Genomic DNA, 25,542 nt, shown 5'->3' with positions numbered 1-25,542 from the left:
GAATAGGATATAATAATAGTATAATATATAAGTTAAAGCCTATAGATTCATAGTGTAAAAGGAGAGAAGTTTATGAATTTAGAAAATTTAGATATGAGAATAGAAGAAAATGTGCTAAAGTTTCTACTAAAACATGAATTTACGAAAGAGATTGAAGAGGCTAAAGAATATTTTTATAATAATTTGGAAAAAGCTCAAATTATGATAGATTTTAATTCTTGGCTAATATATGATTATAAAATGAAAGATGGCAAGTCATTTATTGAGAAATATTATAATGCTACGAAAAATCAATTATCAGATGAAGAACGTGAATGGATTAAGAAAAAAATAGAGTCTTTTATTAGTTTGTATGAAGTAAAAGAAATAAAAGAAAATAAAGTAAAGCTAAAAGATATATTTACAAAGACAGAGTTTTGGGTAGATATGGATTGTAAGGAAATAAATAAGAAAGATTTAATTCTTGGTAGGATGATAGAATTTTTAAACGAATATAAATTTATTGGTGATAGTATATATATACCAGCTATTTTTAAAAATACTATTGAAAGAAATATTATTGTTCAATATGAAGGATATAAAGAGAAAAATCAATATGCTACGTTAGAAAAATTCTTGAAAAATAATAGTCTTTTATTGCAAAAATATATAGCAATTATTATGGATGTAACCTATGAAACAGAAAATGAGGAAAGCTATAATGTATGGCAGAGTACATATCTTATAAAAGATTTAAAAAATATCAAGGAAACTTTACTAAGATATAAAGAGATCAAATTAGACATTGAAGAAGATGGAAGTTATTATTTTAAATTATTTAGCGAAGGTGAATTATTAGCTGAGATTGTGTTAGAAAATAATAAAATAGAATTAGAATGTACTTCAGAAAAAGATAGGATAAAAGCTAAAAAAATTATTGAATCAATATTAGAGGATTCAGTAAAATATTATAAAGATGAAATTGTAAGATTAGATGATTTAGTTTAGAAGTAATGTGGAGGGGTATAAATTGAAAAAATGGGAATATAAAATTATAAATTTAAGAGCAAAAGGTGTAACAAACTTAGTACTTAGTAAAGAAGATGAAGAAGAACTTAATAAATTAGGAGATGAAGGTTGGGAATTAGTTTCTAGTGTGCCTACGGTGAATGGTAGAACTATTTGTTGTATGCTAAAAAGGGAAAAATAAATTAAATGAGGTTTTAAAAATTTGACAGGTAAGTATAAAATATATAAAATGGTATATAACTATGATGAACAAAAATAAAGTTTGAAGGGGGATAAGAAAGCTTTATGCAAATATCACTATCAGACCTCGTAGACTCGTGTAGTGAAGATATCTATTTAGAGCTAAATACATCTGATGAACATGTAATAGATGAATTAAAATTCCTTAAGGATTTTAAGAAACTTTTAAAGCAGTACAATAAACCAACAAATCAGATCGATTATTTTATAAGTAAATTAGAGGGAAATATGGATTTTGAGAATGTAATTCACATTTTTGATATTGATGAAAAAAGTATAAAGAAGAAGATTGAGAAACATCCATATTTTAAAAATCCTTGTGATTATCCTATTCGTCTAGTTACAATTATGAAATATTTAAAGAAAAAGGGTGTAGACATAGACTATAAAGACATGGACTTGATTGTTGATAAATTGATTCAACAAATTGATGGTGTAAAAAAAGTTGGAGATGGTATGTATTTAAAGAAGAGTAATTAAGCAAAAATAATTTCTCTTTTCTGGCAAGAATTAACAATAAAATTCAAACCAGAAAGGAGATTTTTTATTTGAGAAAAGAAACTAGTTATTATTCTAGTGAATATAAAAATGAAAAGATTATGAAGGAATTCGAGAGAATATATAGAAATAATAAAAAAACGAAAAAGTTAGAAGGTGAGAAGGAATATGTTTAATCATAAGCAAATACCTTCAAAAGAAAGTTATAAAAGAAGTAGGTTATTAAATAAATTTTCTGTTTATGTTATATTAATTATTTTAACAATTATGGGTTTTATTTATTTTTCAGAAAAAGATACGGCTATGAATAATGTTATTATAAAAAATATTTACAATAATATATTTAATGGAAGTCCTAAAAAGAAAATTTTTATATATCTAAAAACAATTCAGCCGTTAGAAGATAAATTTTATTTATTGGTAAATGAAAATGTTGATTTAGTGAATAAAACACTTTATAAGAATAAAGAAGATATTTATTTATTAAAAGAAAATATAGAAACTATAGACTCTATAATGCTTGACTTAGCAAAGGTACAAACGAATGAGTATATGTTAGAAAATAATTATTTATTTTTAGATGAAATGAAAATTATGAGAGATATTATGTTAGAAAAAAAATTTGCCCTAGAAAATAATGATATTAAAAGTTTAATGAAGGCAAATGAATATTTAGAGAAATATTTCATCATAGGGCAAATTAGGAGACAAGCTTTAAAAAAGGTTTTTGATAAATATAATATTGTTTATTTAGAATTAGGAAATAGAATAAAGTACATAACAAAATAAGTGTTAAAGTAAACAGATAGGAATTTATCAGATTATTAATTGGTTTATTGTATGTAAGATAAAGGCGTCCAAAGATGGATGCCTTTACAATTATATTTTGGGTGGAGATAATATGCAAAATCATAAATGGTTAAAAGTATTTAATGAATATGTAAAAGAGACAGAGGATTTAGAAAGCCATAGATCTGATGTAATGTTAGAGATATGTAAAATATTTTTTGCAAAAAAGTATGGAATAGAACTTTTAAATTTGATGGGAATGCAAATAAAAGATTTTGTAAAAAAAAGAAGTAAGTGGAGTGAAAATGTAGATATAGAAGATTTTAATTTTACAATTTTTAGTCAGTTGTATGAAAATTTTTTATCATCAACTAATAGAGAAAAAACGGGTAGTTTTTATACACCATATTATATTATTGATTATATGGTTGAAAGATCTCTAGAAATTTATTTATCAAGAGAAACAGGATATACAGAAACTTTATTATGGAGATGTTTTCATGAAAATAAAGTATTAAATCAGGTACAACTTAAGATAATTTTAGAAAAAATGGATAGTATAAGAATTGTTGATATAGCTTGTGGTACAGGATTATTTCTTATTCGCTATTTTGAAAAATTATTTAAATATAAGAAAATTATTTATAAAATGCAGAGAAAAAAAATAAATGATTTTATGATAAAAAAATATATTATTGAAAATAATTTATTTGGGATAGATATTCAAGAAAAACCGATAAAGATTGCAAAAATGGTTTTATTATCTTTGACTTATGGAACTGATAAAAGCCAATATACAGACAAAATTTGTTTGAATATAAAAGCAGGGAATAGCTTGATGGATGAAATGATTTTTGAAAAGGATACATTTAAAAAAGTAATAAAAGATGAGGGTGGATTTGATATTGTAATAGGGAATCCACCCTATTTAGGGGAGAAAGGAAATAAACATATATTTGATAAAATAAAAGGTACTCATTTTGGTAAAAAATACTATGAAGGAAAAATGGATTATTTTTATTTTTTCATCTATAAAGCATTAGAAATTTTAAAAGAAAATGGGATATTATCTTATATTACTACAAATTATTTTATAACAGCGGATGGAGCGGCAAAACTAAGAAAGTTTTTAAGAAATAATGCTACATTTATTGATATTGTAAATTTTAACGATTATGAAATTTTCAAATCTGCAAAAGGGCAACATAATATCTTATTTTTTCTATCAAAAGGAGCAGATCAAACACAATCAGTAAAAATTAAATACATTAAAGAAAGAGATATTGATAAGGAAGAAATGCATGAACTCCTACGGGAAAACAAAAAGAGAACAAAAAAAATATATCAATATACGTTACCAAGGCAACAAAACTTATATGGTCCAAATGGACATATTTTGATACAAGAAAATAATCAATATGATTATATTCTAAAAAAAATATATGAAAATAGTCAATACACATTAAAAGAATTATGTAATATTAATCAAGGGGTTGTTAGTGGAGCAGATAAAATAACGAAAGATATACTTGAGAAAAAAATATCCTTGGAATATGCAAAAGAAAAGAATATAATATTATATCAAGGGATATTTGTTTTATCTGAAAAGGAAGTAAATGAATTAGGTTTTTTAGAATTACCATATATAAAACCTATGTATAAAAATAGCGATATACAAAGATATTTTTGTAGTAATGAGGCTTCAAAATATCTATTATACATTTCAGATAAAATATTTACAGAAACAGAGTTAGATAATAGAATTTTAGAGCATTTATCTAAATATAAAGAAATTTTAGAGAAAAGAAGAGAAACGATACGAGGCATTAGACCTTGGTATGCATTACAATGGCCTCGAAAACAAGAAATATTTGAAAATACAAAAATTGTAGTTCCTCATAGAGCTAAAGAAAATAAATTTGCACTAAATAATTCTTCATGGTATGCAAGTGCTGATGTATATTTTATTACAGCAAAGAGAAGAAAGATAAATTGGAATTTGTTGTTAGGTATTTTGAACTCTAAAATAATGTATTTTTGGTTATATAATCGCGGTAAAAGAAAAGGTGATTATTTAGAATTGTATGCAAACCCATTGAAAAATTTACCAATAATGTGGAATATAGATGAAGATACATGCAATAAGATTACTTCATTTGTTGAACAAATGATTAATCGGGGAGAGGATCCAAAACTTCAGGAACTAGTAGACAAGACATTATATAATGTATACAATTTAACAAGCACAGAAATACGAATAATAGAAGATTTTCATAAGAGAAATTTAGGGAAATAAATACTTTTTAATCACGAAATAATAAGGTTAGAATATTATATATTGAAATACACAAGGGCTAAAGTTTATGGATTTACTTAGACATTATATAGTCCCTTATAATGAAAGGAGGCTATATGCTTGAATGTAATAAATATTTTTTTTCCTACAGAAAATTTAAGAAATTATTATGTTAAGAAAGTTTTTAATTTGAAGGAAATGATGCAGGATGAAAACTTTCAATATTTGTCTATTCCAGGGATAAAAAGCATTAAATTTAAAAGTAAATATAAAAAAACTTCTGGATATTGGGTTAAAATAGAATTAAATGATGAGAGTGCTGGTAAATTGATAAAAAATAAGATTTATGATATAATACCGCATTTTTGGATTGAACAGCATGTATTTTTTCCGATGAAATTAATTCCTCAAAGAGAAATGGAAGAACTGTGGATACAAAAATACAATTTAATTAATGAAGGAACAGATTCAGATGCATGGAAAAACTTTTTGAAGGAAGGGAAAAATCATTTCAAAGAAGGTAGGATTGATATTGCAAAAGCTGTTTTTATGTGTATATATAAAAACAATCCTTTTTTTCTAAAAAAATATAAACGATATTATGTATTTGAAGATTTAGCTTATGCTTATGAAGAAAAGGGCGAATTGTATAAAAAGTATTCGATGTTTGAAAGTTCAAGCTAGTTTACAGCCAGATTCATCGGAAGCTTATTTGAATATGAGTAATTTTTTACTCCTTAATGGTTTAGATGAAGAAGCAATAAACATATGCAAGCAAGGTCTTCAGATAAATTCAGATGATGAATATCTTATTAATAATTTACTCATTGGGTATGTAAATAGCGAACGATTTGATATTGCTTTGGAATATTTAACAAAATATATTGAGAAATATCCTAATGCATCAGTTTATTGGAAATTATTAGGAGATATATTTTGTCAAATTGGAGAAGATAAAGGAGCTATAATTTGTTATAAAAAGGCTCTTGATATAAACTCTGAAGATATTTGTGAGGTAAAACAAGATATATATTATGGTTTAGGGATTTGCTATGCTCAAGTGGGTGAAGTAAAAAAGTCTATTGAATTTTATGAAAAAATTTTAAAATATAATCATACAGATCCTATAGTTTTATTAAATGTATCTAAATTATACGGATATGATCTTAAAGAATATGAGAAAGCAGAATATTATGCCAAAAAAGTTATAGAGTTATATCCGCAAAATGGATATGGATATCATAATTTAGGGCTAATTTACCTTCATACTGCTAGATTAGAAAAAGCAAAATGGTATTTATATAAAGCTAGAAGATTGATTCCAGAATATCAACCTGTTCATGATGCGATTGTTGAACTAAAAAGAAAACAATATGTCTTTTAGAACTAGTCAATGGATTTTTCCGTTGGCTTATTTTATTCAATAATGATTTCACCTGAAATTACCTTGAATGTAATATTAGTGATTGTAAAAAATAATAGTTAGAAGTATAAATATACTATAATATGAGGTGAATCAGTTATGGATAAAATACCTATAAATCCGAAGGCAAGAGAAGCTTTTTTAAAAATGAAAAATGAAATGGGAAAAGAATTAGCTGTTGATAAAGGAAAGTTACCATCTCGTTTGTTTAGTTATAGGGGTATGAATGGATATTTAAAACAAAATGACAATAAATAATAAAAAAACAGAACAATTGAAGCGATACAATTGTTCTGTTTTTTATATTTACAATAGGTACAATTCAGTGCTATAATAAAACTAATAAGGTACATATAGGTGTAATTTGAAGGAGGAACAATACAATGCATAAATGTAATGTAAAACAATTGACTATTTCAGGATTAATGGCTGCTTTGGTATTAGTAGGAACAATGTTGATACAGGTGCCAACGCCAACAAAAGGTTATATTCATATTGGAGATAGTATGGTATATCTTAGTGGAGTGTTATTAGGACCTGTAGCAGGAAGTTTAGCTGCAGCAATGGGGTCTATGCTTGCAGATGTTTTTTCTGGATATGGTATTTATGCACCTGCTACTTTTGTTATAAAAGGATTAGATGCTTTTATTGTAGCATATATCTATAATAGATTGGTAAAATCAGATACTTCAAGTGTAAAAAAAATTGTTTTTTTTGCTTGTTCAGTTTTAGCAGGAGGAGGAGTAATGGTAGTTGGCTATTTAGCTTATGAAAGTGTATTATATGGCTTTAATACAGCTATATTAGGTGTATTAGGGAATATCACACAAGCAGTTGGTGGTGCTATATTGGCTGCACCTTTAGTGATTGCACTAGAAAAAATAAATTTGTTTCAAAAACTAAAAGAAAATTTTCGATAAAATGAGGTTTCTAGAGATAGAAGCCTCATTTTTTTAATAACGAAATTAAAAATCCATATAATGGAAAATATCTTTCTGTAACCTTTTTTACAAAAAGGGAATGATAATGATATATAAAGAAGAGAAAGGAAGGGATTTTATGCTAAATAGCATTAGTGAAAGAAGAGTAAAATTAAGCGGTAAGTATAAATTGTATCTTGAAGTTCCAGAGAAAGAATACTTAACAATATATGATAGAAATGTAAGTGTAGAAAATGCAAGAGATATTTTATGGCAGTATTTAAATTATCATCAAGATGATGCAAGAGTCGAGAATGTAGAAATAAAACATGATAAAAGTAATCATAGTATAAATATTGAAGCAGACTTAATGTATGAGAAAAATGATCATACAACAGGGAGATATAGGCCAAATCATTTAAGAAGTGAAAGAGAATGAAAATATTAAAATCTTTTAGTAAAAGGCATATTTCATTGGAATATGTCTTTTTTCTATAAATAAGGAAAAAATGTACATTTTATGGAAAGAATATTTTATTAGAATAAGGAAGGGTATGTGAAAATAGTGAGAAGACCTATTTGTGGAATAAGTATATTTTATGCATTAGGAATTTTTTTACAATACAAACTTTCTATATCTTATAAAGTAATAATGTATGTTTTCTGTATAATTGTTATGATTGGATTTTTTATATGTAGGAGAAAATGGATAGTTGTTATTTTGTTTGTATTCATTTTACTATTTGGAGCATTAAATTTTAAATTGAATAGTGAATATGAAGGACAGCTAAAACAATTTTTTAACAATAATGTATATGTTGTTGGAGACGTGATTAATGTTTCTAATAAAGATAAGCCACAATTAACCTTGAAAGTGGTAAATGTTATTGTTAATAGTAAAAGTTATAGAATATCTGATAAAATTATTATAAAATTCAGACAAAAACATAATAAATTAGGAATGGTGATGGGAAAAAGAGTTGGTATTTATGGAATCCTTTTAGAACCACAAAAAAGAAGAAATCCAAAAATGTTTGATTATCAGATGTATTTGAAAAATAAAAGGATTTATGGTATTTTATATGCTGCTGATAAATTAGATATAATTGGGAAAGGGAATATTTCATTTGTCTTAAGGATTGCTAATATTATAAAAAATAAAATTTCAAATGTAATTTACAATATTATGCCAAATAAAGAAGGAAATATTCTTCTAGGAATTATTTTTGGAGATAAAGATAGGTTGGATGTAAAAACTTATAAAGTTTTTAGAAAGGCAGGAATAGCACATATTTTGGCAGTTTCAGGTCTACATATTGGAATTGTTTATATGTTTTTAAATAGATTGCTAAAAGGGTTTTTGATATCTATAAAAACATTTATAATATTGGTGATTTTTTGTTTTTATGTTATTATTACTGGATATGCGCCTTCTGTTTTGAGAGCTACTTTGATGGTAACAGTATTTATATTTGCACCTTTAGTTAATAGAAGATATGATTCAATATCTGCTATTTTTACTATAGGTTTTATAATTTTAGTTATAAATCCTATATATTTAATGAATATTGGTTTTCAACTTTCTTTTATAGCAGCGTTATCTATTATTATTTTTTATAAAGAAATTTTAAAAAGATTAGTAATAGTTCCAAATCCTTTCAGAGAAATTTTAGCTGTATCTGTAGCTGCACAAATAGGGATTATTCCTATTGTAGGATACCATTTTAATTACATATCTTTAGGAGCATTTATTGTAAATGTGCCTGTTGTTATGATTATGAGTTTACTTGTGCCGTTGGGGATTTGTATAATTTTAATCGGATTAATTAGCTTGCGCTTTGCATCAATTTTAGGCTTTGTTGTTCTTTTTTTCATAAAAGTGATTATGGTATTGTCTTATTTTATAGAAAAAATACCTTTTTCTAGCATTGAAGTGATTTCGCCAAGCTTTTTTTTCATTATTATTTATTATTTATTTTTTATATTTTTGACGATTGAAGAAGATAAAATATTTTCTATCAATAAAAAAAATGCAATATTTATTATTATAGGCTTGTATGTAGTTATAAATATAGTTTCATACATAATTCCTAATAAAATGGAAATTGTGTTTATAGATGTTGGTCAAGGAGATTGCATTTTGATCAGAACACCTAGAAATAAAAATATACTAATTGATGGTGGTGGAAGTTCTAAAAAAATGATAGATGTAGGTGAAGATGTATTAGTTCCTTGTTTATTAAAGAATGGCATTAAAAGATTTGATATGATTATATTGTCTCATATCCATAAAGATCATATACAGGGGTTATTAAGTGTATTGGATCATTTAAAAGTAGATACTTTGGTTATGGGGACAGATTTTTACCAGTCAGAAGATTTAAAGTTATTAAAGGAAAAATGTATTCATCAAGGAACAAAAATATATAAAGGAATTAAGGATGATAAAATTATAGTTGAAGATGATTTGGTTTTAAGAATTCTTAATCCAAGCCGTGAATTAATTATGGATGGTGGAGATGATATTAATAATAATTCGCTGGTTATACTTATGACGTATAAAGATAAGAATATATTATTTACTGGGGATATAGAAGCCGAAGCAGAAAAGAAAATTGTTAAAAGTTATCCAAATCTTTCTATAGATGTATTAAAAGTAGCACACCATGGAAGTAATAGTTCAAGTACAGAGGAGTTTATTAAACTAATAAGTCCTAAAATTGCTATTATACAGGTTGGAAAAAATTATTTTGGACATCCACATAAAGAAGTATTAAATAGATTTAAAAAGAATCATATAATTGTATTTAGAAATGATAAAAATGGTGCTGTAAGCTTATATTTTTGTGGTGAAAAGATAAAAATCAAAAAAATGATAGAGAACGAAAAAAATTAAATTTGTTATGGAGGTTATAGATGACATATAAAGATGTATTAAAGGATTTAAAGAATGATTGCCTAGATAATCTATATTTGTTCTATGGGAAGGAATATTATCTTATAGAAAATACAATTGATAAAATTAAGCAGAAAATGATAGATAAAGCTTTTGAAGATCTTAATTTCCAATTTATAGATGGAAAAGAAACAAATGTTGATATGATAATTAATGCTTGTGAAACTCTTCCTTTTATGGGAGAAAAAAGGATGGTTTTAATTAAGGATTTAGAATGTTTTTTTGGGAAAAGAAAAAATATAAGTGATCAAGAAGAAGAAAGTCTTATTAAATACTTTGGAAATATACCAAGTACAACACATTTATTTTTTATAGTAACAAATGAAATTGATAAAAGAAAAAAAATAATAAAGATGATTAATAAGTATGGTAAAGTTGTAGAATTTGATAAGTTAGTTGAAAAAGATATTTATAAGTGGATTGAAAGAACTTTTGCAAAATACAATAAACAAGTTAGAAAGCAAGAGATATCTTTTTTCTTAGATATTACTGGCTATTTAGAAAAAAATTCAACAAAAAGCTTAAAAGATTTAGATAATGAAATAAATAAATTGTGTAGTTATGTTGGAGACAGAAATTTAATAACAACGCAAGATATTGAATTGCTTGCACCTAAATCTATAGAAAATAATATATTCAGCTTAGTAGAGTCTATAGGAACAAAAAATAGTGAGAAAGCCCTTTCTATTTTAAGTGATATGTTGATGGAAGGAGAATCAGAAATAAAGATTTTATATATGATTACAAGACAATTTCGATATTTATTCCAAATAAAGTTAATGGAAAAACAGGGCTACACGCCAGTGGCAATAGGACCAAAATTAGGACTTAAGCAATTTGTTGTAAAAAAATATTTAAAGCAAGCTTTAAATTTTAATGTTGATATATTAAAAAAAGCACTAGAACAATGTCTTTTGACAGATGAAAGTATAAAAAAGGGAAGGATTGATCAAAGAATGGCTATAGAATTATTAATTGCTCAGTTTGCAAAATAAGAGATTCCTAAAACAATAAAAAAGCGTACATTGTACGCTTTTATGTTTATGGGGAATAACTGACGGTTGATTGAATAAATTTACTACATTGCTTTGTTTAATTTGCTTGCTAATTTTGCTACCTTTCTTGAAGCAGCATTTTTGTGGATAGTTCCTTTAGCAGCAGCTTGCATGATTTTCTTTTCAGCAAAACGAAACTTAGCTTTTGCTTCTTCTAAGTTACCTGCAGTTAGAGCTTCTTCGAATCTTCTTATAGCAGTTTTAACAGCAGATTTAATTCTTCTGTTTCTAGCTGTTTTTACTTCTATAACTTTGATTCTTTTTTTAGCAGATTTAATATTAGCCAACCTGTTCACCCCCTTGTATCCAATTCAACAAAAGTTATTCTATCATGATTATTACGAAAAAGCAAGGGAAAAACTACTAATTGTTTTATTTCCATAAAAGCTTATGTTTATGCATTTTTTTTATAATTTTTTATTATTTGTTTTATTTACATAAAATTGCAAAAAAAGTTAAGAATATAAAAATAGGAGGTGCAAATAATGTTTCAAATACGTTCTGATTTAGCTTTAGAAATTAGAGAATTATACAAAGAGAATACACAGCAAGAAATTCCTGGCGTTGAGGTAGAACAAAAAAAGCAAGAATTTGCTACGATTACACATGTAAAGGTCTTAAATCAAGAAGGCAGTAAAATAATGGGGAAACCAGAAGGTAGCTATATTACGATTGAATCTCCTAGTTTAAAAAAGGCTGATGCAGATGTAAAAGATGCGTTGAGCCAATTATTAGCAAAAGAATTAGTAAATCTTATACCAAATAAAAGTAATTTCAAAACACTTATTGTTGGACTTGGAAACTGGGATATAACGCCAGATGCATTAGGGCCACAGGTAGTTTCAAAAGTATTTGTTACAAGACATTTTTTTGAAATGTATAAAAAGACTGATGATCCAACAATGAGACCTGTAAGTGCTATATCACCAGGTGTTATGGGAACTACTGGTATAGAAACAGTAGAGATTATTCGAGGGATTGTAGAAAAAACAAAGCCGGACTTGGTTGTAGCTATTGATGCATTAGCTTCAAGAAGAATGCAAAGAGTTCATACGACAATACAAATATCAACAACGGGTATTAACCCAGGTTCAGGCATTGGAAATAAACGAAAAGAATTAAGTCAACATACTTTAGGGGTGCCTGTTATTGCTATTGGTGTACCTACTGTTGTAGATGCAGCTACTTTAGCAAATGATACAATAAAATTAGTAGTGGATGCTTTATCTGATCAAGCATCAAAGGAATCTGAATTTTATAAGTTATTAAGAGGAATGTCTGATGAAGACAAATATAGTTTGATAAAAGAAGTATTAGATCCTTATGGAGCTAACGTAATTGTTACAACGAAAGATATTGATGTTATTATAACAAATATATCACAAGTTATTGCTAATGCATTAAATATAGCCCTACATCCTGGAATAGATTTGAAAGATGTAAATAGATATTTACAATAAGTCAATCATATATTCAAAGAGCCTCTCATATAATTTTATCGTATAGATAAAAAACAAAAGAAAATGAAGAGAGGTGCATGGATTGGTGAAAGTTAAGGTGATTGATATAAAAAGGTATTATAAGTGGATAGGGATTTTTGTAACATGTATAATGTGTATTTTATCATTTCAAATATTGATTTTGGATACTAAGGATATGGTTGCAAAAGCTAACGGCATAGAAAAGAGAAAAAATTTTGTACAAGCAGATACAAAAAAATATATGAGTGATAATCTACTTATACTTTTTATAAACAAAACTATACCGATTATGGAAGTAAACTATGAGAAAGAATATGGAAAAAGTCATTATAAAGAAATCATGAAGCTTGCTTTAGGAAAATTAGTAAACTTTGATTATGAAGATCCAAAAACATTATTTAAAGCAGAGATATCTATGCTAAAAGAAGCTGATGACGACATGGCAGAAATGGATGATTATTATCTTTTAAATAATGAATCAAAAAGCACTATGGATTTTGTTCAAAAGCTGCCGGATATAAAAGAGGATGTTGAAATTAAAGATCATCAAAATGAAGCTATAGAATCAAGTAATATGAAAGAAGTAAATCATAAAGGCGTAAACAATCAATCAAATAAAGCTTTAGAATCAATACAGATTGTGAGCTCGTCAATAAAAATGCCAAATAAAGTAAAACTAGATATCAATAAACCTACAATATTTATATATCATACCCATGCAACAGAATCATACATGCCAGAATCTGTAGGGAATTTCCATTCTCTTAATAGAAAATATACGGTTAGAGCAGTAGGAGATGCGCTAACAAAGGAATTAACAAGTAGAGGTTATAAGGTAATACATAATGATACACTTCATGATTATCCATCATATCAACGATCTTATGTAAGATCATTAGAAACTTTACGTGCAAATTTAAAGAAGAATACTTCTTTAAAAATAATTTTTGATATACATAGAGATGCAGCACCTAAAAATGATACTGCTAGAGAGAAAAGCTATGTAATTATAGATGGAAAAAAAGTAGCAAAATTTAGTATTGTTGTAGGTACAGAGAATGAAAATGCAGAAAAACTATTAGTATTAGCAGAATATATAAAAGCAAAATGTGATGAATATTACCCAGGATTGGCAAAAAAAACTATAACAAAACCATATAAATTCAATGAGTTTAATTCAGATTACTATGCTCTTATAGAAGTGGGGAATACTGCCAATTATATAGAGGAGGCAGTGCGAACTACTAAATATTTAGCTGAAATTTTAGATCGTGTTATAAAGGATATAAAAGAATAATTAATAGGATCGGAAACTGTATAAGAAATTTATTTATAGGCTAAAATAGTACTGGTGATAAAATTGAGTAGAGTTGAAAGAAAAAAATTAGAAAAAAATATAAAAAAAAGCAACAAAAAAAGAATAAAGAGCAGATTTATTTGTATTCTGTTTTTAATTTTTTTATTAATAAGCGGTATTTGGATTGTAGATAACTCTTTTCGCTCTATGATGATGCTTAAAGAACCTAAAGTTTTTGGATTTAATAAAATAAATGAAAGAATGTATGAAATAAGTTTTTGTGGAGATAAATTCTATATAGATGAACAAAAAATTTATGATACATACAGATATGTTAAAAACGAAATCAATGGTTTTGTAGAGGTGTTAATAAAAAATAAACGACCGGGCTACTAGCCTGGTTATTTATTTTTTAAATATGAGGACTCTATACGATAGGAATGAATTATGATATAATGGTAAAGATTATCGGAAAGTGTATAGAGGAGGAGTAGGAATGAGCAGTAATCGTCAACAAAAGATACGTAATTTTAGTATTATTGCCCATATTGATCATGGAAAATCTACCCTTGCTGATAGATTGATTGAAAAGACAGGTTTACTCACTCAAAGAGAGATGAAAAATCAAATATTAGACAGCATGGATTTAGAGAGAGAACGTGGCATTACTATAAAACTTCAAACAACTCGTTTAATCTATAAAAATAATAAAGGTGAAGAATATATATTAAATCTAATTGATACACCAGGACATGTAGACTTTACTTATGAGGTATCAAGAAGCTTGGCTGCTTGTGAAGGTGCTGTGTTAGTAGTAGATGCAGCACAGGGAGTTGAAGCACAAACATTAGCAAATGTGTATTTGGCTCTTGATCAAAATTTGGAGATAATACCTGTTATTAATAAGATTGATTTGCCTAGTGCTAGACCAGATGAAATTAAAAATGAAATAGAAGAAATTATTGGAATAGATGCTAGTGATGCTCCACTTGTATCAGCAAAAGAAGGTTTGAATATTGAAGACGTTTTAGAAGCTATTGTAAAAAAAGTTCCTGCACCAACTGGAGATGAAGATGCTCCATTAAAGGCGTTGATTTTTGATTCTTATTATGATAGTTATAAAGGTGTTATAGCTTATGTGCGAGTAAAGGAAGGAACTGTAAGACCAGGAGATAAGATTTTAATGATGGCTACTGGTAAAAAGTTTGAAGTAAATGAAGTAGGTGTATTTATTCCAAGGCCAATGGCTGTTGATGAGCTTAAAGCTGGAGAAGTTGGATATATAACAGCTAGTATAAAAAATGTAAAAGATACACAGGTCGGGGATACTATTACTTCTGCATCAAATCCTGCGAAAGAACCTCTACCAGGATATAAAAAGGTAGTGCCTATGGTGTATTGTGGTATATATCCAGCAGAAGGGGAAAAATATGAAAATGTAAGAGACGCTTTAGAAAAATTACAAGTAAATGACGCAGCATTAGAATTCGAACCAGAAACTTCAAATGCTTTAGGATTTGGATTCAGATGTGGTTTTTTAGGTCTTTTGCATATGGAAATTATTCAAGAAAGATTAGAAAGAGAATTTAATTTGGATTTGATTACAACTTCTCCAAGTGTTATATACAGAGTGACTAAAACAAATGGAGAGGTACTAATGGTTCAAAATCCAACAAATTTACCTCCAAGCCAAGAAATACAATTTATGGAAGAACCTATTGTAGATGCTCAAATTATGTTGCCAAATGAATATGTTGGAAATGTTATGGAGTTATGTCAAGATCGAAGAGGTATAATGAAGAATATGGAATATCTAGATGAAAAAAGGGTATCGCTTCATTACGAACTTCCATTAAATGAGGTAGTTTATGATTTCTTTGATGCATTAAAATCTAAAACAAGAGGATATGGTTCACTAGATTATGAATTCAAAGGATATCAAAGGTCTAAACTTGTAAAAATGGATATATTATTAAATAAAGAAGTAATAGATGCTTTTTCAATGATTGTACATGAAAGCAAAGCTGAAAGTAGGGGAAGGGTTGTTTGTGAAAAACTAAAAGATGTGATTCCACGCCACATGTTCGCTATTCCTATTCAAGCTGCTATAGGTTCTAAGGTTATTGCTAGAGAGACTATTAAAGCTATGAGAAAAGATGTATTGGCAAAATGTTATGGTGGAGATATATCAAGAAAGAAGAAACTTCTTGAGAAACAAAAGGAAGGTAAGAAACGTATGAGACAATTAGGGTCAGTGGAAGTTCCTCAAGAAGCTTTTATGGCTGTATTAAAATATGATGATAATAAATAGTCACCAAATAGGTGGCTATTTTCTTTCAATAGAGGTGATAATATGAAAGAGATAGGTATGTATATTCATATACCATTTTGTGCTCAAAAGTGTTTATATTGTGATTTTTGTTCTTTTAGTGCTACAGAGGAGATGATTTCTAAATATATTGATGCATTAATAAAGGAAATGAAAATATATGAGGAAAAATTGAGAAAATGTAAAATAAAATCTATATTTATAGGTGGAGGAACACCTTCTATTATTTCTATTAATAAAATGGATAAAATAATAAATGGTATACATTCAAATTTTAATTTAAAAGAGGATTTAGAATTTTCAATAGAGAGTAATCCTGGAACTTTAAATAAAGAAAAAATTAGTTATTATTTAAATCATAACATCAATAGATTGAGTATAGGGCTTCAAGCATGGCAGGATTTTCTTTTAAAAAAATTAGGAAGAGTGCACAATAGTAAGGAATTTGTTAGAAACTATTTATTAGCAAGAGAAATAGGATTTAAAAATATAAATATAGATATTATGTTTGCTCTTCCTAATCAAAGCATAAATCATTGGCAAGAGACATTAAGAAATGTTGTAACATTAAAACCTGAACATATTTCAGCTTACAGTTTAAAAATTGAAGAAGGAACTGTATTCAATCAGTTGTATAAAAAGGGAGAACTACATTTACCTGATGAAGAAAAGGATAGAAAAATGTATCATTTTACGATAGATTACCTATTAGAAAATGGATATAAACATTATGAAATATCTAATTTTGCAAAGGAAGGTCAAGAATGTATTCACAATAAGATATATTGGGAAAATGAAGAATATATTGGTTTAGGTTTGGGAGCTCATTCGTACCTAAATAAGATACGCTATTCAAACACAACAGATTTAAAAGATTATATAGAGAATATCGATAAAAAAAATATATGTGTGCATAAGGAAGAAATTTCAATAAAGGATGAAATTGCAGAAACTATGTTTCTCGGTTTGAGAATGATGAAAGGAATAAGTATTAAAAAATTTACAAAAAAATTTGGTATAAGTCCTTTAAAAGTGTATTCTAATGAAATTTGTGATTTAAAAGAAAAGGGGTTATTGCAGGTAGACGATCAAGTTATACGATTAACAAGAAAGGGAATAGATTTATCTAATCATGTTTTTGTAGCTTTTTTATTAGATTAAAAATAAAAAAAGGTTATTGACAAATGGTTTTATTAGTGATAATTTTAAATCAGAATAGTTTAGCACTCATCAAGTGAGAGTGCTAACAAGTGGGAGTGATATTATGGAACTGGGAGATAGAAAATTAAAAATTCTACAGGCCATAATAAAGGATTTTATTTCTACAGCTGAGCCTGTTGGGTCAAGAACTTTAATGAAAAAATATGATTTAGGCATCAGTGCTGCTACTATAAGAAACGAAATGGCAGATTTAGAAGAAATGGGGTATTTAAAGCAACCACACACTTCTGCTGGAAGAATTCCTTCAGATAAGGGTTATCGACTATATGTAGATAGCTTGATGATTATTGATAAACTAGCTCAAAAACAGAAGGATATCATAAAGAAAAGTTTTATTCAAAGTGTAGGAGAGCTTGAGCAAATCATTGCAACTACTTCTAAAATTTTGTCACAAATGACAAAACTAACATCTGTTGTTTTGTCGCCACAGTTTGAACAAAGCAAATTAAAGTCTGTTCAATTAGTGCCTATTGATGATGAAAGTGTACTTTTGGTAACTGTATCAGAGTCTGGAGTTGTAAGAAATGCAATTTTAAGAATGAATGAAAAGTACACATATGATAATTTAATGATTATTAACAAAATATTAAATATGAAGCTTAAGGGTTTGACTATTGGTGACATTACATGTCAAAAGGTAGAAGATATAAAAAGGGAAATGAACATGTTTCATACATTGATTGATACAATAACTCCTGTTTTAATAAGTACTTTAGAAGAAATGGTAAATGTTCAATTATATTTAGATGGAGTTACGAATATTTTTAATTTGCCTGAGTATCATAATATCGAAAAAGCAAGAGATTTTATGGAAATGTTAGACAAAAAAGAACATATAATGGATTTATTAATAAATAGCAAGGACGATATAGATGTTACTATTGGTAAAGAAAACAAGCATGAGGAAATGCAGGATTGTAGCTTAGTAACAGCAACATATAAAGTAAATGGAATGATTGTAGGCAAGATAGGTGTTATTGGACCTACAAGAATGAATTATGAACATATTGTTTCTGTTGTAGATTATGTGACAAAAAATTTGACAGATTTGCTAAATAATCGTTAAAAAAGAATATGGATATGGTGCAAGATAGTTTATTTTGCACTATATCTATGTCTTTTGTTTTGATATAGATAGTAATTACATAAAGATGATATAAGTAATTATAGGTAGGTGAAAATAATGGAAGATACAAATTTTGAAAAAATGAAAGATGATGAAGTAAAAAGTAATTTAGATGCTACGAAAGAAGAAATTAGTGAACAAGTAGAAGATGAACAATTACATGAGCTTAGCATGAAATTAAAAAAGCTTGAAGAAGAAAATGAAGAATTAAACAACAAATATTTGAGAATGACTGCAGATTTTCAAAATTTTAAAAAGAGAGTAGAAAAAGAAAAAAGCGATATTTATCAGTTTGCAAATGAAAAATTGATAATGGATTTACTTCCAATTGTAGATAATTTAGAAAGAGCTGTGACTTCTCATAGTGATGAAGCAAATGATGAGTCATTTGCTGAAGGTGTTAAAATGATTCTAAAGCAATTTTTAGATATATTCAAAAAAAATGGTGTAGAAGAAATTGATGCTTTAGGTAAAGAATTTGATCCGAATTTTCATCATGCAGTTATGCAAGAAGAGAGTGATCAACAAGAAAGCAATACAATCCTTGATGTATTCCAAAAAGGATATACATTAAATGGGAAGGTTATTCGACCAAGTATGGTAAAAGTAGTAAGATAAAAAATTTATATATAGATGAAGGAGGAAATTGTACAATGGGTAAAGTAATTGGTATTGACTTAGGAACAACTAACTCATGTGTTGCAGTTTTAGAAGGTGGAGAACCGGTTGTAATTCCAAATGCGGAAGGAAATAGAACAACACCATCTGTTGTTGCATTTACAAAGAATGGAGAAAGACTTGTTGGAGAAACAGCAAAAAGACAAGCGATTACAAATCCAGACAGAACAATTATTTCTATAAAAAGACATATGGGAACTAACCATAAGGAAATTATTGATGGGAAAGAGTATACTCCACAAGATATTTCAGCAATGATTCTTATGAAGTTAAAAGCAGATGCTGAGAGTTACTTAGGAGAAAAAGTTACAGAGGCAGTTATTACTGTTCCTGCATATTTTACAGATAGTCAAAGACAGGCTACAAAAGATGCTGGAAAGATTGCAGGTCTTGAAGTAAAAAGAATTATCAATGAACCAACAGCAGCATCATTAGCATATGGACTTGATAAAGAAAATGAGCATCAAAAAATAATGGTATTTGACTTAGGTGGAGGTACATTTGACGTTTCTATATTAGAATTAGGGGATGGAGTATTTGAGGTATTAGCGACTCATGGAAACAACCATCTTGGTGGAGATGATTTTGACCAGGTAATCATAGATTTCTTAGCTGAATCATTCCAAAAAGAACATGGTGTAGATTTAAGAAAAGATAAAATGTCATTACAAAGATTGAAAGAAGCTGCTGAAAAGGCAAAAAAAGAGTTATCAAGTACGCAAACAGCAAATATTAATCTTCCATTTATTACAGCTACAGCAGAAGGTCCACTACATTTAAATATTGATTTAACAAGAGCTAAGTTTAATCAATTATCTGCTCACTTAGTGGAAGCTACAATGGAGCCAACAAGAAAAGCATTAAGTGATGCAAATTTAACAGCAGCAGATATAGATAAAGTTATTCTAGTTGGAGGTTCAACAAGAATACCAGCAGTACAAGAAGCAGTAAAGAAACTTACAGGAAAAGACCCTTATAAAGGTGTAAATCCAGATGAATGTGTAGCAATTGGTGCTGCAATACAAGCTGGAGTATTAACAGGAGAAGTAAAAGATGTATTACTACTAGATGTTACACCATTATCATTAGGAATTGAAACACTTGGAGGAGTGTTTACAAAACTTATTGAAAGAAATACAACAATTCCAACAAGAAAGAGCCAAATTTTCTCTACAGCAGCAGATAATCAAACAGCAGTTGATATTCATGTGCTTCAAGGAGAAAGACAAATGGCTGCTGACAATACTACATTAGGTAGATTCCAGCTTACTGGGATTATGCCAGCACCAAGAGGAGTTCCTCAGATTGAAGTAACTTTTGATATTGATGCAAATGGTATTGTAAATGTTAGTGCAAAAGATAAGGGAACTGGTAAAGAGCAAAAGATTACAATAACTGCTTCAACAAATTTAAGTGATGAAGAAATTGAGAAAAAAATAAAAGAAGCTGAAAAATTTGCAGAGGAAGATAAAAAACGAAAAGAAGCAATAGAAGCAAAAAATAAAGCAGATACTATGGTTTATGAAACAGAAAAAGCATTAAAAGAAGTAGGAGATAAAATTAGTGCTGAGGATAAATCTAATGTTGAATCAAAATTAGAAGCTCTTAAAAAAGCATTAGAAGGAGATAATACGGAAGAAATAAAGAAAGCTACAGAAGAATTAACAAGTGCTTTTCATGTATTATCTCAAAAGATGTATGAACAAGCAGCTGCTGAGGGACAAAATACAGCAAATCAAAAAGATGACAATGTAGTAGATGCAGATTATGAAGTTGTTGATGATGATAAATAAAGATGAATAAGGCACCCACAGGGGTGCCTTGTGAATGTAAAAAGGCTTGCGAAAATCTTATATTTTTCATATAATTGATATAGTTTGTGACTCTCACAAAACCTGAGAGAAAGGCGGTGAGAAGAGTGTCCAAAAGAGATTACTATGAGGTATTAGGTGTAGATAGAGGGGCTGATGATCAAGCTATAAAAAGAGCATATAGAAAATTAGCTATGAAATATCATCCTGATAGAAATCCAGGGGATAAAAAAGCAGAAGAAAAATTCAAAGAAGTAAATGAAGCCTATGAAGTTTTAAGTGATCAAAAATAAGAGAGCTAGATACGATCAATTTGGTCATGCAGGTGTAGATCCAAATGCTCAAGGTGGATTTGGAGGTGCATCTGGATTTGGTGGATTTGAAGATATATTTGGCGATATATTCGATATGTTTGGTGGTGGATTTAGTTCTAGAAGAAAAGCAGGCCCTCAAAAGGGTGCTGACTTAAAATATGAGCTAGCTATAACTTTTGAAGAAGCTGCTTTTGGAGTAGAAAAGGAAGTAAGCGTTTCAAGACATGAAAACTGTTCAGTATGTAATGGTACAGGAGCTAAGCCTGGAACAAGTAAAAAGACATGTAGTAAATGTAATGGGACAGGTGAGATACGCTATGCAACAAGAACACCACTTGGGCAATTTGTAAACGTAAAAACTTGTGATGTATGTAATGGAGAAGGTAGTATTATTGAGAGTCCTTGCTTGAAATGTAATGGGACTGGAAAAGAATTGAAAAAGAGAAAAATTCAAATAAAAATTCCAGCAGGAGTAGATACTGGTTCTGTTATTCCTTTAAGAGGGGAAGGGGAGCCAGGACAAAAAGGTGGTCCAGCAGGAGATTTATACATCGTTTTAAGGGTAAAACCTCATGAAATATTTAAAAGAGATGGAAATGATGTAATCTGTGAGATACCGATTACTTTTGTACAGGCAGCACTAGGAGACGAGTTAGTTGTCCCAACGATAGATGGAAGAATTAAGTATAAGATTCCAGAAGGTACTCAGAGTGGGACTATCTTTAGGATAAAGGGAAAAGGAATACCAAACTTAAGAGGCTATGGAAGAGGAGATCAATACGTAAAAGTTATTGTAGAAGTTCCTAAAAAGCTTAATGATAAACAAAAAGAACTACTTAGAGAATTTGCTGACGTAATGGGAGAAGATGTACATGAACAAAGAAAGACTTTCTTTGATAAAGTAAAGGATGTTTTTGGGATTTAACTTAAGCACCTAGTAATTACTAGGTGCTTAATTCTATAACAGGCGGGTTTATCTTTAATAAATTTCTGGTAAATATATATGTTCTAGGGTATAATACACATAAAGTTAAAAGCTACGGAGGTTTTGTATATGAAATGGATAGAAGTAAAAATTAAAACGACTACGGAGGCTGTTGAAGCAGTAGCAAATATTTTGTATGATGTAGGTGTTGGAGGAGTAGCTATAGAAGATCCTAATGATCCAATCTTTAAAGAAAAGGAGCTAGGGGATTGGGATTATGTTGATGAATCAGTTTTGGAAACTGATTATGAAGGAGCTATTGTTAAAGGATATCTTCCGGAAAGTGAAGATTTAATAGATAAGATAGAACTGATTAAACAAAGTGTAGAAAAAATACCACAGTATAACCTAGATAAAGGGTTAGGAGAAGTGACAACAACAGAAGTTTATGAAGAAGATTGGGCAAATGCATGGAAAAAATATTATAAACCTAAAAAAATTGGGGATAAGGTGGTTATAAAACCTACTTGGGAAGACTATATACCATCATCTGGTGAGATTGTTATAGAGCTAGATCCAGGTATGGCATTTGGAACAGGAACCCATGAAACAACGATGATGTGTATAAAGAATTTAGAAAAATACATAAAAGAAAATCATGTAGTTTTTGATATAGGTTGTGGAAGTGGAATCCTTTCTATTGTATCATCAAAACTTGGAGCAAAAAAAGTAATCGGTGTTGATTTAGATGAGGTAGCTGTTGAAGCTTCAAAGAGAAATGTAGTGGAAAATGGTGTGGATGATAATGTAGAGATTAAGCATGGAAATCTGATGGATGTTATTACAGGACAAGCTGATATTGTTGTTGCAAACATTATTGCGGATGTGATTATTTATTTATCTTCTTATATTAGAGAGTTTATAAAAAAAGATGGTATTTTTATAGCTTCTGGTATTATTCATGAAAAAATCGATGAAGTAGTAAAAGCTTTAGAGAAACACAAAATGGAAGTTATAAACATTGATAAGATGGGTGAATGGGCAGTAGTTGTTTCTAAACCAAAGGGTGACGATAAAAAATGAATAGATTTTTCGTAGATGAAAAAAATATTTCAGAGGAAGAAGCACAAATTATTATTAATGATATAGAAGATGTAAAACACATTAAGAAAGTATTACGACTTACTGAGGGAGATTGTATAGAGGTTTGTGATGGAAATAAAAATGAATATATTGGAAAAATATCTTCATTATTAAAGTCAGAAATTAGATTAAACATACTAGAGAAAAAGGTAGCTAAGACTGAACCAAAAGTTGATATTACTCTTTTTCAAGGGATACCAAAGTCAAGCAAAATGGATATTATTATACAAAAGTGCACAGAATTAGGAATTCATAAAATTGTTCCAATAATTACAGAACGTACAATTGTTCAGATAAAGGATAAAAAAGCAGAGGCAAAAAAAATTGAAAGATGGCAAAAAGTTGCAGAGGCTGCTGCAAAGCAATGTAAAAGAGGGATTATTCCTAATATAGGAAATCCTATTCCATTTAAAGAAATGCTAAAGTTGTTATCAGAGTATGATTTAAGTATCATACCATATGAGCAGGAAAAAAATACAGGTTTAAAAAGGCTTATAAAAAAGAATAAGGATTATAAAAAAATAGCTATTATTATTGGTCCTGAAGGTGGATTTGAAAAAAGTGAGATTATAGGAGCACAAGAAAAAGGGACTTTGCCTATTACTTTAGGGCCTAGAATATTAAGAACAGAGACTGCAGGTTTTGTAGCATTAAGTATATTGATGTATGAGATAGGTGATTTAGGAGGCATATAGATGAAGAAAGTAGCATTTTATACCCTTGGTTGCAAAGTTAATCAATATGAAACAGAGGCTATGGGAGAAATTTTTGAAAAAGCTGGCTATGAAATTGTGAATAGTGAGTCAAATGCTGATGTATATGTAATCAATACTTGTACAGTTACAAACTTAGGAGATAGAAAATCAAGACAATTTATTCGTAGGGCAAAAAGAGAGAATCCAAATGCTATTATAGCAGTTGTAGGATGCTATTCACAAACGGCACCTGAAGAAGTATCTGCTATTGAGGGTGTAAATATAGTCTTAGGAACAAATGACAGAAAAAAAATTGTTGAATATGTAGAAAAAGCCCAAGAGGAAAATGACATTATTAATGCAGTTGGAAATATTATGGAAATTCAAGAATTTGAAGAAATGACCATAGGAGAAGTAAAAGGAAAAACGAGAGCTTTTCTTAAAATTCAAGAGGGGTGTAATCAATATTGTACGTATTGTATTATTCCATATGCTAGAGGGCCTATTCGAAGTAGAAAATTAGAAGACATTGTAAGGGAAGTAAGGCGTCTAGCGGATAATGGTTTCAAAGAAGTTGTACTTACTGGGATTCATGTAGCATCCTATGGCAAAGATTTAAAAAATACTTCTTTATTAGATGTAATTTATGGAGTACATGAGGTTGAGGGAATAGAACGAATTAGACTAAGTTCTATTGAACCAACCATCATGACAGAAGAATTTATTATAGAATTATTAAAAATGAAAAAAGTATGCCAACATTTTCATTTATCTTTACAAAGTGGATGCGATGAGACTCTTAAGAGAATGAATAGAAAATATACTACTAGTGAATACAAAAAGATTGTAGATAGATTAAGAAAATATATGCCTGAAGTATCAATTACCACAGATATTATGGTAGGATTTCCTGGAGAGACAGAGGAAGAATTTGAGAACACAATGAAATTTGTTCAAGAAATTGGCTTTAGCCAGATACATGTGTTTAAATATTCTCCAAGAAGGGGAACACCAGCAGCTAAGTTTGAGAACCAGGTACCTTCTAAGATTAAGAATATTCGAAGTGAAAAATTAATAAATTTAGCAAAAGAAAGTTTAATATCATATAATAAAAAATTTGTTTCAACAATAAGAGGCGTTCTTTTTGAAATTGAGAGTAATGATATGAAAGGTTATTATGAAGGATTAACAGACAACTATATACGTGTATTATGTAAAGCAAAAAAGAATTTAGAAGGAAAACTTTTAAAAGTAGAATTAGAAAAAATATCAGGAGAAGTAGTTATAGGAAAATTAGTAAGTGAAATATAAGGATAATTTTTCTATTAAGAAGGATT

At 28.5% G+C, this 25,542-nt stretch carries 25 protein-coding genes and 1 pseudogene; 25 read left to right on the top strand and 1 reads right to left on the bottom strand.

Annotated features, from left to right (window positions below; genetic code table 11):
- The first annotated feature begins 72 nt into the window (after positions 1-72).
- The 13 genes from FQB35_RS08365 (at position 73) to holA (ending at position 11,125) form a co-directional block, all read left to right on the top strand.
- Complete coding sequence (locus FQB35_RS08365) at positions 73-987, top strand: hypothetical protein (RefSeq protein WP_148809543.1); 915 nt, start codon at positions 73-75, stop codon at positions 985-987.
- Between the two features lie 22 nt (positions 988-1,009).
- Positions 1,010-1,189: a DUF4177 domain-containing protein gene (locus FQB35_RS08360; protein ID WP_148809542.1), complete on the top strand. Its 180-nt coding sequence runs from the start codon at positions 1,010-1,012 to the stop codon at positions 1,187-1,189.
- A 104-nt stretch (positions 1,190-1,293) separates the two neighbouring features.
- On the top strand, positions 1,294-1,728 hold the full coding sequence (locus FQB35_RS08355) for a hypothetical protein (protein ID WP_148809541.1): 435 nt from the start codon (positions 1,294-1,296) through the stop codon (positions 1,726-1,728).
- Positions 1,729-1,796: 68 nt separating this feature from the next.
- Positions 1,797-1,922 carry a hypothetical protein gene (locus FQB35_RS16410; RefSeq protein WP_269902678.1) on the top strand — a complete coding sequence of 42 codons (126 nt, stop codon included), beginning with the start codon at positions 1,797-1,799 and terminating at the stop codon, positions 1,920-1,922.
- Positions 1,915-2,535, top strand: a complete 621-nt coding sequence (locus FQB35_RS08350) for a hypothetical protein (protein WP_148809540.1) — start codon at positions 1,915-1,917, stop codon at positions 2,533-2,535. The genes FQB35_RS16410 and FQB35_RS08350 overlap by 8 nt, the downstream gene beginning before the upstream one ends.
- A 112-nt stretch (positions 2,536-2,647) precedes the next feature.
- Positions 2,648-4,831, top strand: a complete 2,184-nt coding sequence (locus tag FQB35_RS08345) for an Eco57I restriction-modification methylase domain-containing protein (RefSeq protein WP_148809539.1) — start codon at positions 2,648-2,650, stop codon at positions 4,829-4,831.
- Between the two features lie 120 nt (positions 4,832-4,951).
- Positions 4,952-5,515 carry a hypothetical protein gene (locus FQB35_RS08340; RefSeq protein WP_148809538.1) on the top strand — a complete coding sequence of 188 codons (564 nt, stop codon included), beginning with the start codon at positions 4,952-4,954 and terminating at the stop codon, positions 5,513-5,515.
- 34 nt (positions 5,516-5,549) lie between these two features.
- Complete coding sequence (locus FQB35_RS08335; RefSeq protein WP_207707278.1) at positions 5,550-6,215, top strand: tetratricopeptide repeat protein; 666 nt, start codon at positions 5,550-5,552, stop codon at positions 6,213-6,215.
- 138 nt (positions 6,216-6,353) lie between these two features.
- Positions 6,354-6,512, top strand: a complete 159-nt coding sequence (locus FQB35_RS15840; protein WP_168198289.1) for a hypothetical protein — start codon at positions 6,354-6,356, stop codon at positions 6,510-6,512.
- Positions 6,513-6,637: 125 nt separating this feature from the next.
- Positions 6,638-7,174, top strand: coding sequence for an ECF transporter S component (locus FQB35_RS08330; RefSeq protein ID WP_148809536.1), 537 nt, complete (start codon positions 6,638-6,640; stop codon positions 7,172-7,174).
- A 139-nt stretch (positions 7,175-7,313) separates the two neighbouring features.
- The gene (locus tag FQB35_RS08325; RefSeq protein ID WP_148809535.1) at positions 7,314-7,613 is read left to right on the top strand and encodes a hypothetical protein; all 300 of its coding nucleotides are present in this window, start codon (positions 7,314-7,316) and stop codon (positions 7,611-7,613) included.
- Positions 7,614-7,730: 117 nt separating this feature from the next.
- The gene (locus tag FQB35_RS08320; RefSeq protein ID WP_148809534.1) at positions 7,731-10,070 is read left to right on the top strand and encodes a DNA internalization-related competence protein ComEC/Rec2; all 2,340 of its coding nucleotides are present in this window, start codon (positions 7,731-7,733) and stop codon (positions 10,068-10,070) included.
- A 20-nt stretch (positions 10,071-10,090) separates the two neighbouring features.
- Positions 10,091-11,125 carry a DNA polymerase III subunit delta gene (gene holA, locus FQB35_RS08315; RefSeq protein ID WP_148809533.1) on the top strand — a complete coding sequence of 345 codons (1,035 nt, stop codon included), beginning with the start codon at positions 10,091-10,093 and terminating at the stop codon, positions 11,123-11,125.
- A gap of 83 nt (positions 11,126-11,208) precedes the next feature.
- Here the strand turns inward: holA and rpsT are convergent, their stop codons facing one another.
- Positions 11,209-11,472 (bottom strand): 30S ribosomal protein S20, encoded by a 264-nt coding sequence (gene rpsT, locus FQB35_RS08310; protein ID WP_148809532.1) that lies wholly within the window; start codon positions 11,470-11,472, stop codon positions 11,209-11,211.
- A gap of 198 nt (positions 11,473-11,670) precedes the next feature.
- Between rpsT and gpr the strand changes: the two genes are divergently transcribed.
- The 12 genes and pseudogenes from gpr to mtaB all read left to right on the top strand — a co-directional run bounded on the left by gpr (position 11,671) and on the right by mtaB (position 25,516).
- Positions 11,671-12,645: a GPR endopeptidase gene (gene gpr / locus FQB35_RS08305; protein WP_148809531.1), complete on the top strand. Its 975-nt coding sequence runs from the start codon at positions 11,671-11,673 to the stop codon at positions 12,643-12,645.
- Positions 12,646-12,730: 85 nt separating this feature from the next.
- On the top strand, positions 12,731-13,963 hold the full coding sequence (gene spoIIP, locus FQB35_RS08300; RefSeq protein ID WP_231701898.1) for a stage II sporulation protein P: 1,233 nt from the start codon (positions 12,731-12,733) through the stop codon (positions 13,961-13,963).
- A gap of 63 nt (positions 13,964-14,026) precedes the next feature.
- A complete protein-coding gene (locus FQB35_RS08295; RefSeq protein ID WP_168198288.1) occupies positions 14,027-14,359 on the top strand; it encodes a hypothetical protein in 333 nt (110 codons plus the stop codon).
- 100 nt (positions 14,360-14,459) lie between these two features.
- Positions 14,460-16,274, top strand: coding sequence for a translation elongation factor 4 (gene lepA / locus FQB35_RS08290; protein ID WP_148809528.1), 1,815 nt, complete (start codon positions 14,460-14,462; stop codon positions 16,272-16,274).
- Between the two features lie 42 nt (positions 16,275-16,316).
- Entirely contained in the window at positions 16,317-17,453 is a 1,137-nt protein-coding gene (hemW, locus tag FQB35_RS08285; RefSeq protein ID WP_148809527.1) for a radical SAM family heme chaperone HemW, read from the top strand.
- A gap of 103 nt (positions 17,454-17,556) precedes the next feature.
- Complete coding sequence (gene hrcA, locus FQB35_RS08280; protein WP_148809526.1) at positions 17,557-18,579, top strand: heat-inducible transcriptional repressor HrcA; 1,023 nt, start codon at positions 17,557-17,559, stop codon at positions 18,577-18,579.
- Between the two features lie 117 nt (positions 18,580-18,696).
- A complete protein-coding gene (gene grpE, locus FQB35_RS08275) occupies positions 18,697-19,257 on the top strand; it encodes a nucleotide exchange factor GrpE (protein ID WP_148809525.1) in 561 nt (186 codons plus the stop codon).
- 35 nt (positions 19,258-19,292) lie between these two features.
- A complete protein-coding gene (dnaK, locus tag FQB35_RS08270) occupies positions 19,293-21,110 on the top strand; it encodes a molecular chaperone DnaK (protein ID WP_148809524.1) in 1,818 nt (605 codons plus the stop codon).
- Positions 21,111-21,235: 125 nt separating this feature from the next.
- A pseudogene (gene dnaJ, locus FQB35_RS08265) lies at positions 21,236-22,367 on the top strand (molecular chaperone DnaJ).
- 129 nt (positions 22,368-22,496) lie between these two features.
- Positions 22,497-23,450, top strand: a complete 954-nt coding sequence (prmA, locus tag FQB35_RS08260) for a 50S ribosomal protein L11 methyltransferase (protein WP_148809523.1) — start codon at positions 22,497-22,499, stop codon at positions 23,448-23,450.
- The gene (locus FQB35_RS08255; protein ID WP_148809522.1) at positions 23,447-24,205 is read left to right on the top strand and encodes a 16S rRNA (uracil(1498)-N(3))-methyltransferase; all 759 of its coding nucleotides are present in this window, start codon (positions 23,447-23,449) and stop codon (positions 24,203-24,205) included. The genes prmA and FQB35_RS08255 overlap by 4 nt, the downstream gene beginning before the upstream one ends.
- Positions 24,206-25,516, top strand: coding sequence for a tRNA (N(6)-L-threonylcarbamoyladenosine(37)-C(2))-methylthiotransferase MtaB (mtaB, locus tag FQB35_RS08250; RefSeq protein ID WP_148809521.1), 1,311 nt, complete (start codon positions 24,206-24,208; stop codon positions 25,514-25,516).
- Positions 25,517-25,542: the final 26 nt, after the last annotated feature.

The sequence above is a fragment of the Crassaminicella thermophila genome (genome assembly GCF_008152325.1).
GTDB classification, from domain to species: Bacteria; Bacillota; Clostridia; order Peptostreptococcales; family Thermotaleaceae; genus Crassaminicella_A; species Crassaminicella_A thermophila.
Note: the sequence above shows the minus strand (reverse complement) of the source record. Positions and strands in the feature narration are given on the sequence as shown.

Bases quoted from the DNA above. Each gene is read 5' to 3' on its own strand.
- FQB35_RS08365 (WP_148809543.1), top strand. From the start codon at position 73: ATGAATTTAGAAAATTTAGATATGAGAATAGAAGAAAATGTGCTAAAG.
- FQB35_RS08355 (WP_148809541.1), top strand. From the start codon at position 1,294: ATGCAAATATCACTATCAGACCTCGTAGACTCGTGTAGTGAAGATATC.
- FQB35_RS08350 (WP_148809540.1), top strand. From the start codon at position 1,915: ATGTTTAATCATAAGCAAATACCTTCAAAAGAAAGTTATAAAAGAAGT.
- FQB35_RS08345 (WP_148809539.1), top strand. From the start codon at position 2,648: ATGCAAAATCATAAATGGTTAAAAGTATTTAATGAATATGTAAAAGAG.
- FQB35_RS08335 (WP_207707278.1), top strand. From the start codon at position 5,550: ATGAGTAATTTTTTACTCCTTAATGGTTTAGATGAAGAAGCAATAAAC.
- FQB35_RS15840 (WP_168198289.1), top strand. From the start codon at position 6,354: ATGGATAAAATACCTATAAATCCGAAGGCAAGAGAAGCTTTTTTAAAA.
- FQB35_RS08330 (WP_148809536.1), top strand. From the start codon at position 6,638: ATGCATAAATGTAATGTAAAACAATTGACTATTTCAGGATTAATGGCT.
- FQB35_RS08325 (WP_148809535.1), top strand. From the start codon at position 7,314: ATGCTAAATAGCATTAGTGAAAGAAGAGTAAAATTAAGCGGTAAGTAT.
- holA (WP_148809533.1), top strand. From the start codon at position 10,091: ATGACATATAAAGATGTATTAAAGGATTTAAAGAATGATTGCCTAGAT.
- gpr (WP_148809531.1), top strand. From the start codon at position 11,671: ATGTTTCAAATACGTTCTGATTTAGCTTTAGAAATTAGAGAATTATAC.
- lepA (WP_148809528.1), top strand. From the start codon at position 14,460: ATGAGCAGTAATCGTCAACAAAAGATACGTAATTTTAGTATTATTGCC.
- hemW (WP_148809527.1), top strand. From the start codon at position 16,317: ATGAAAGAGATAGGTATGTATATTCATATACCATTTTGTGCTCAAAAG.
- hrcA (WP_148809526.1), top strand. From the start codon at position 17,557: ATGGAACTGGGAGATAGAAAATTAAAAATTCTACAGGCCATAATAAAG.
- grpE (WP_148809525.1), top strand. From the start codon at position 18,697: ATGGAAGATACAAATTTTGAAAAAATGAAAGATGATGAAGTAAAAAGT.
- dnaK (WP_148809524.1), top strand. From the start codon at position 19,293: ATGGGTAAAGTAATTGGTATTGACTTAGGAACAACTAACTCATGTGTT.
- prmA (WP_148809523.1), top strand. From the start codon at position 22,497: ATGAAATGGATAGAAGTAAAAATTAAAACGACTACGGAGGCTGTTGAA.
- FQB35_RS08255 (WP_148809522.1), top strand. From the start codon at position 23,447: ATGAATAGATTTTTCGTAGATGAAAAAAATATTTCAGAGGAAGAAGCA.
- mtaB (WP_148809521.1), top strand. From the start codon at position 24,206: ATGAAGAAAGTAGCATTTTATACCCTTGGTTGCAAAGTTAATCAATAT.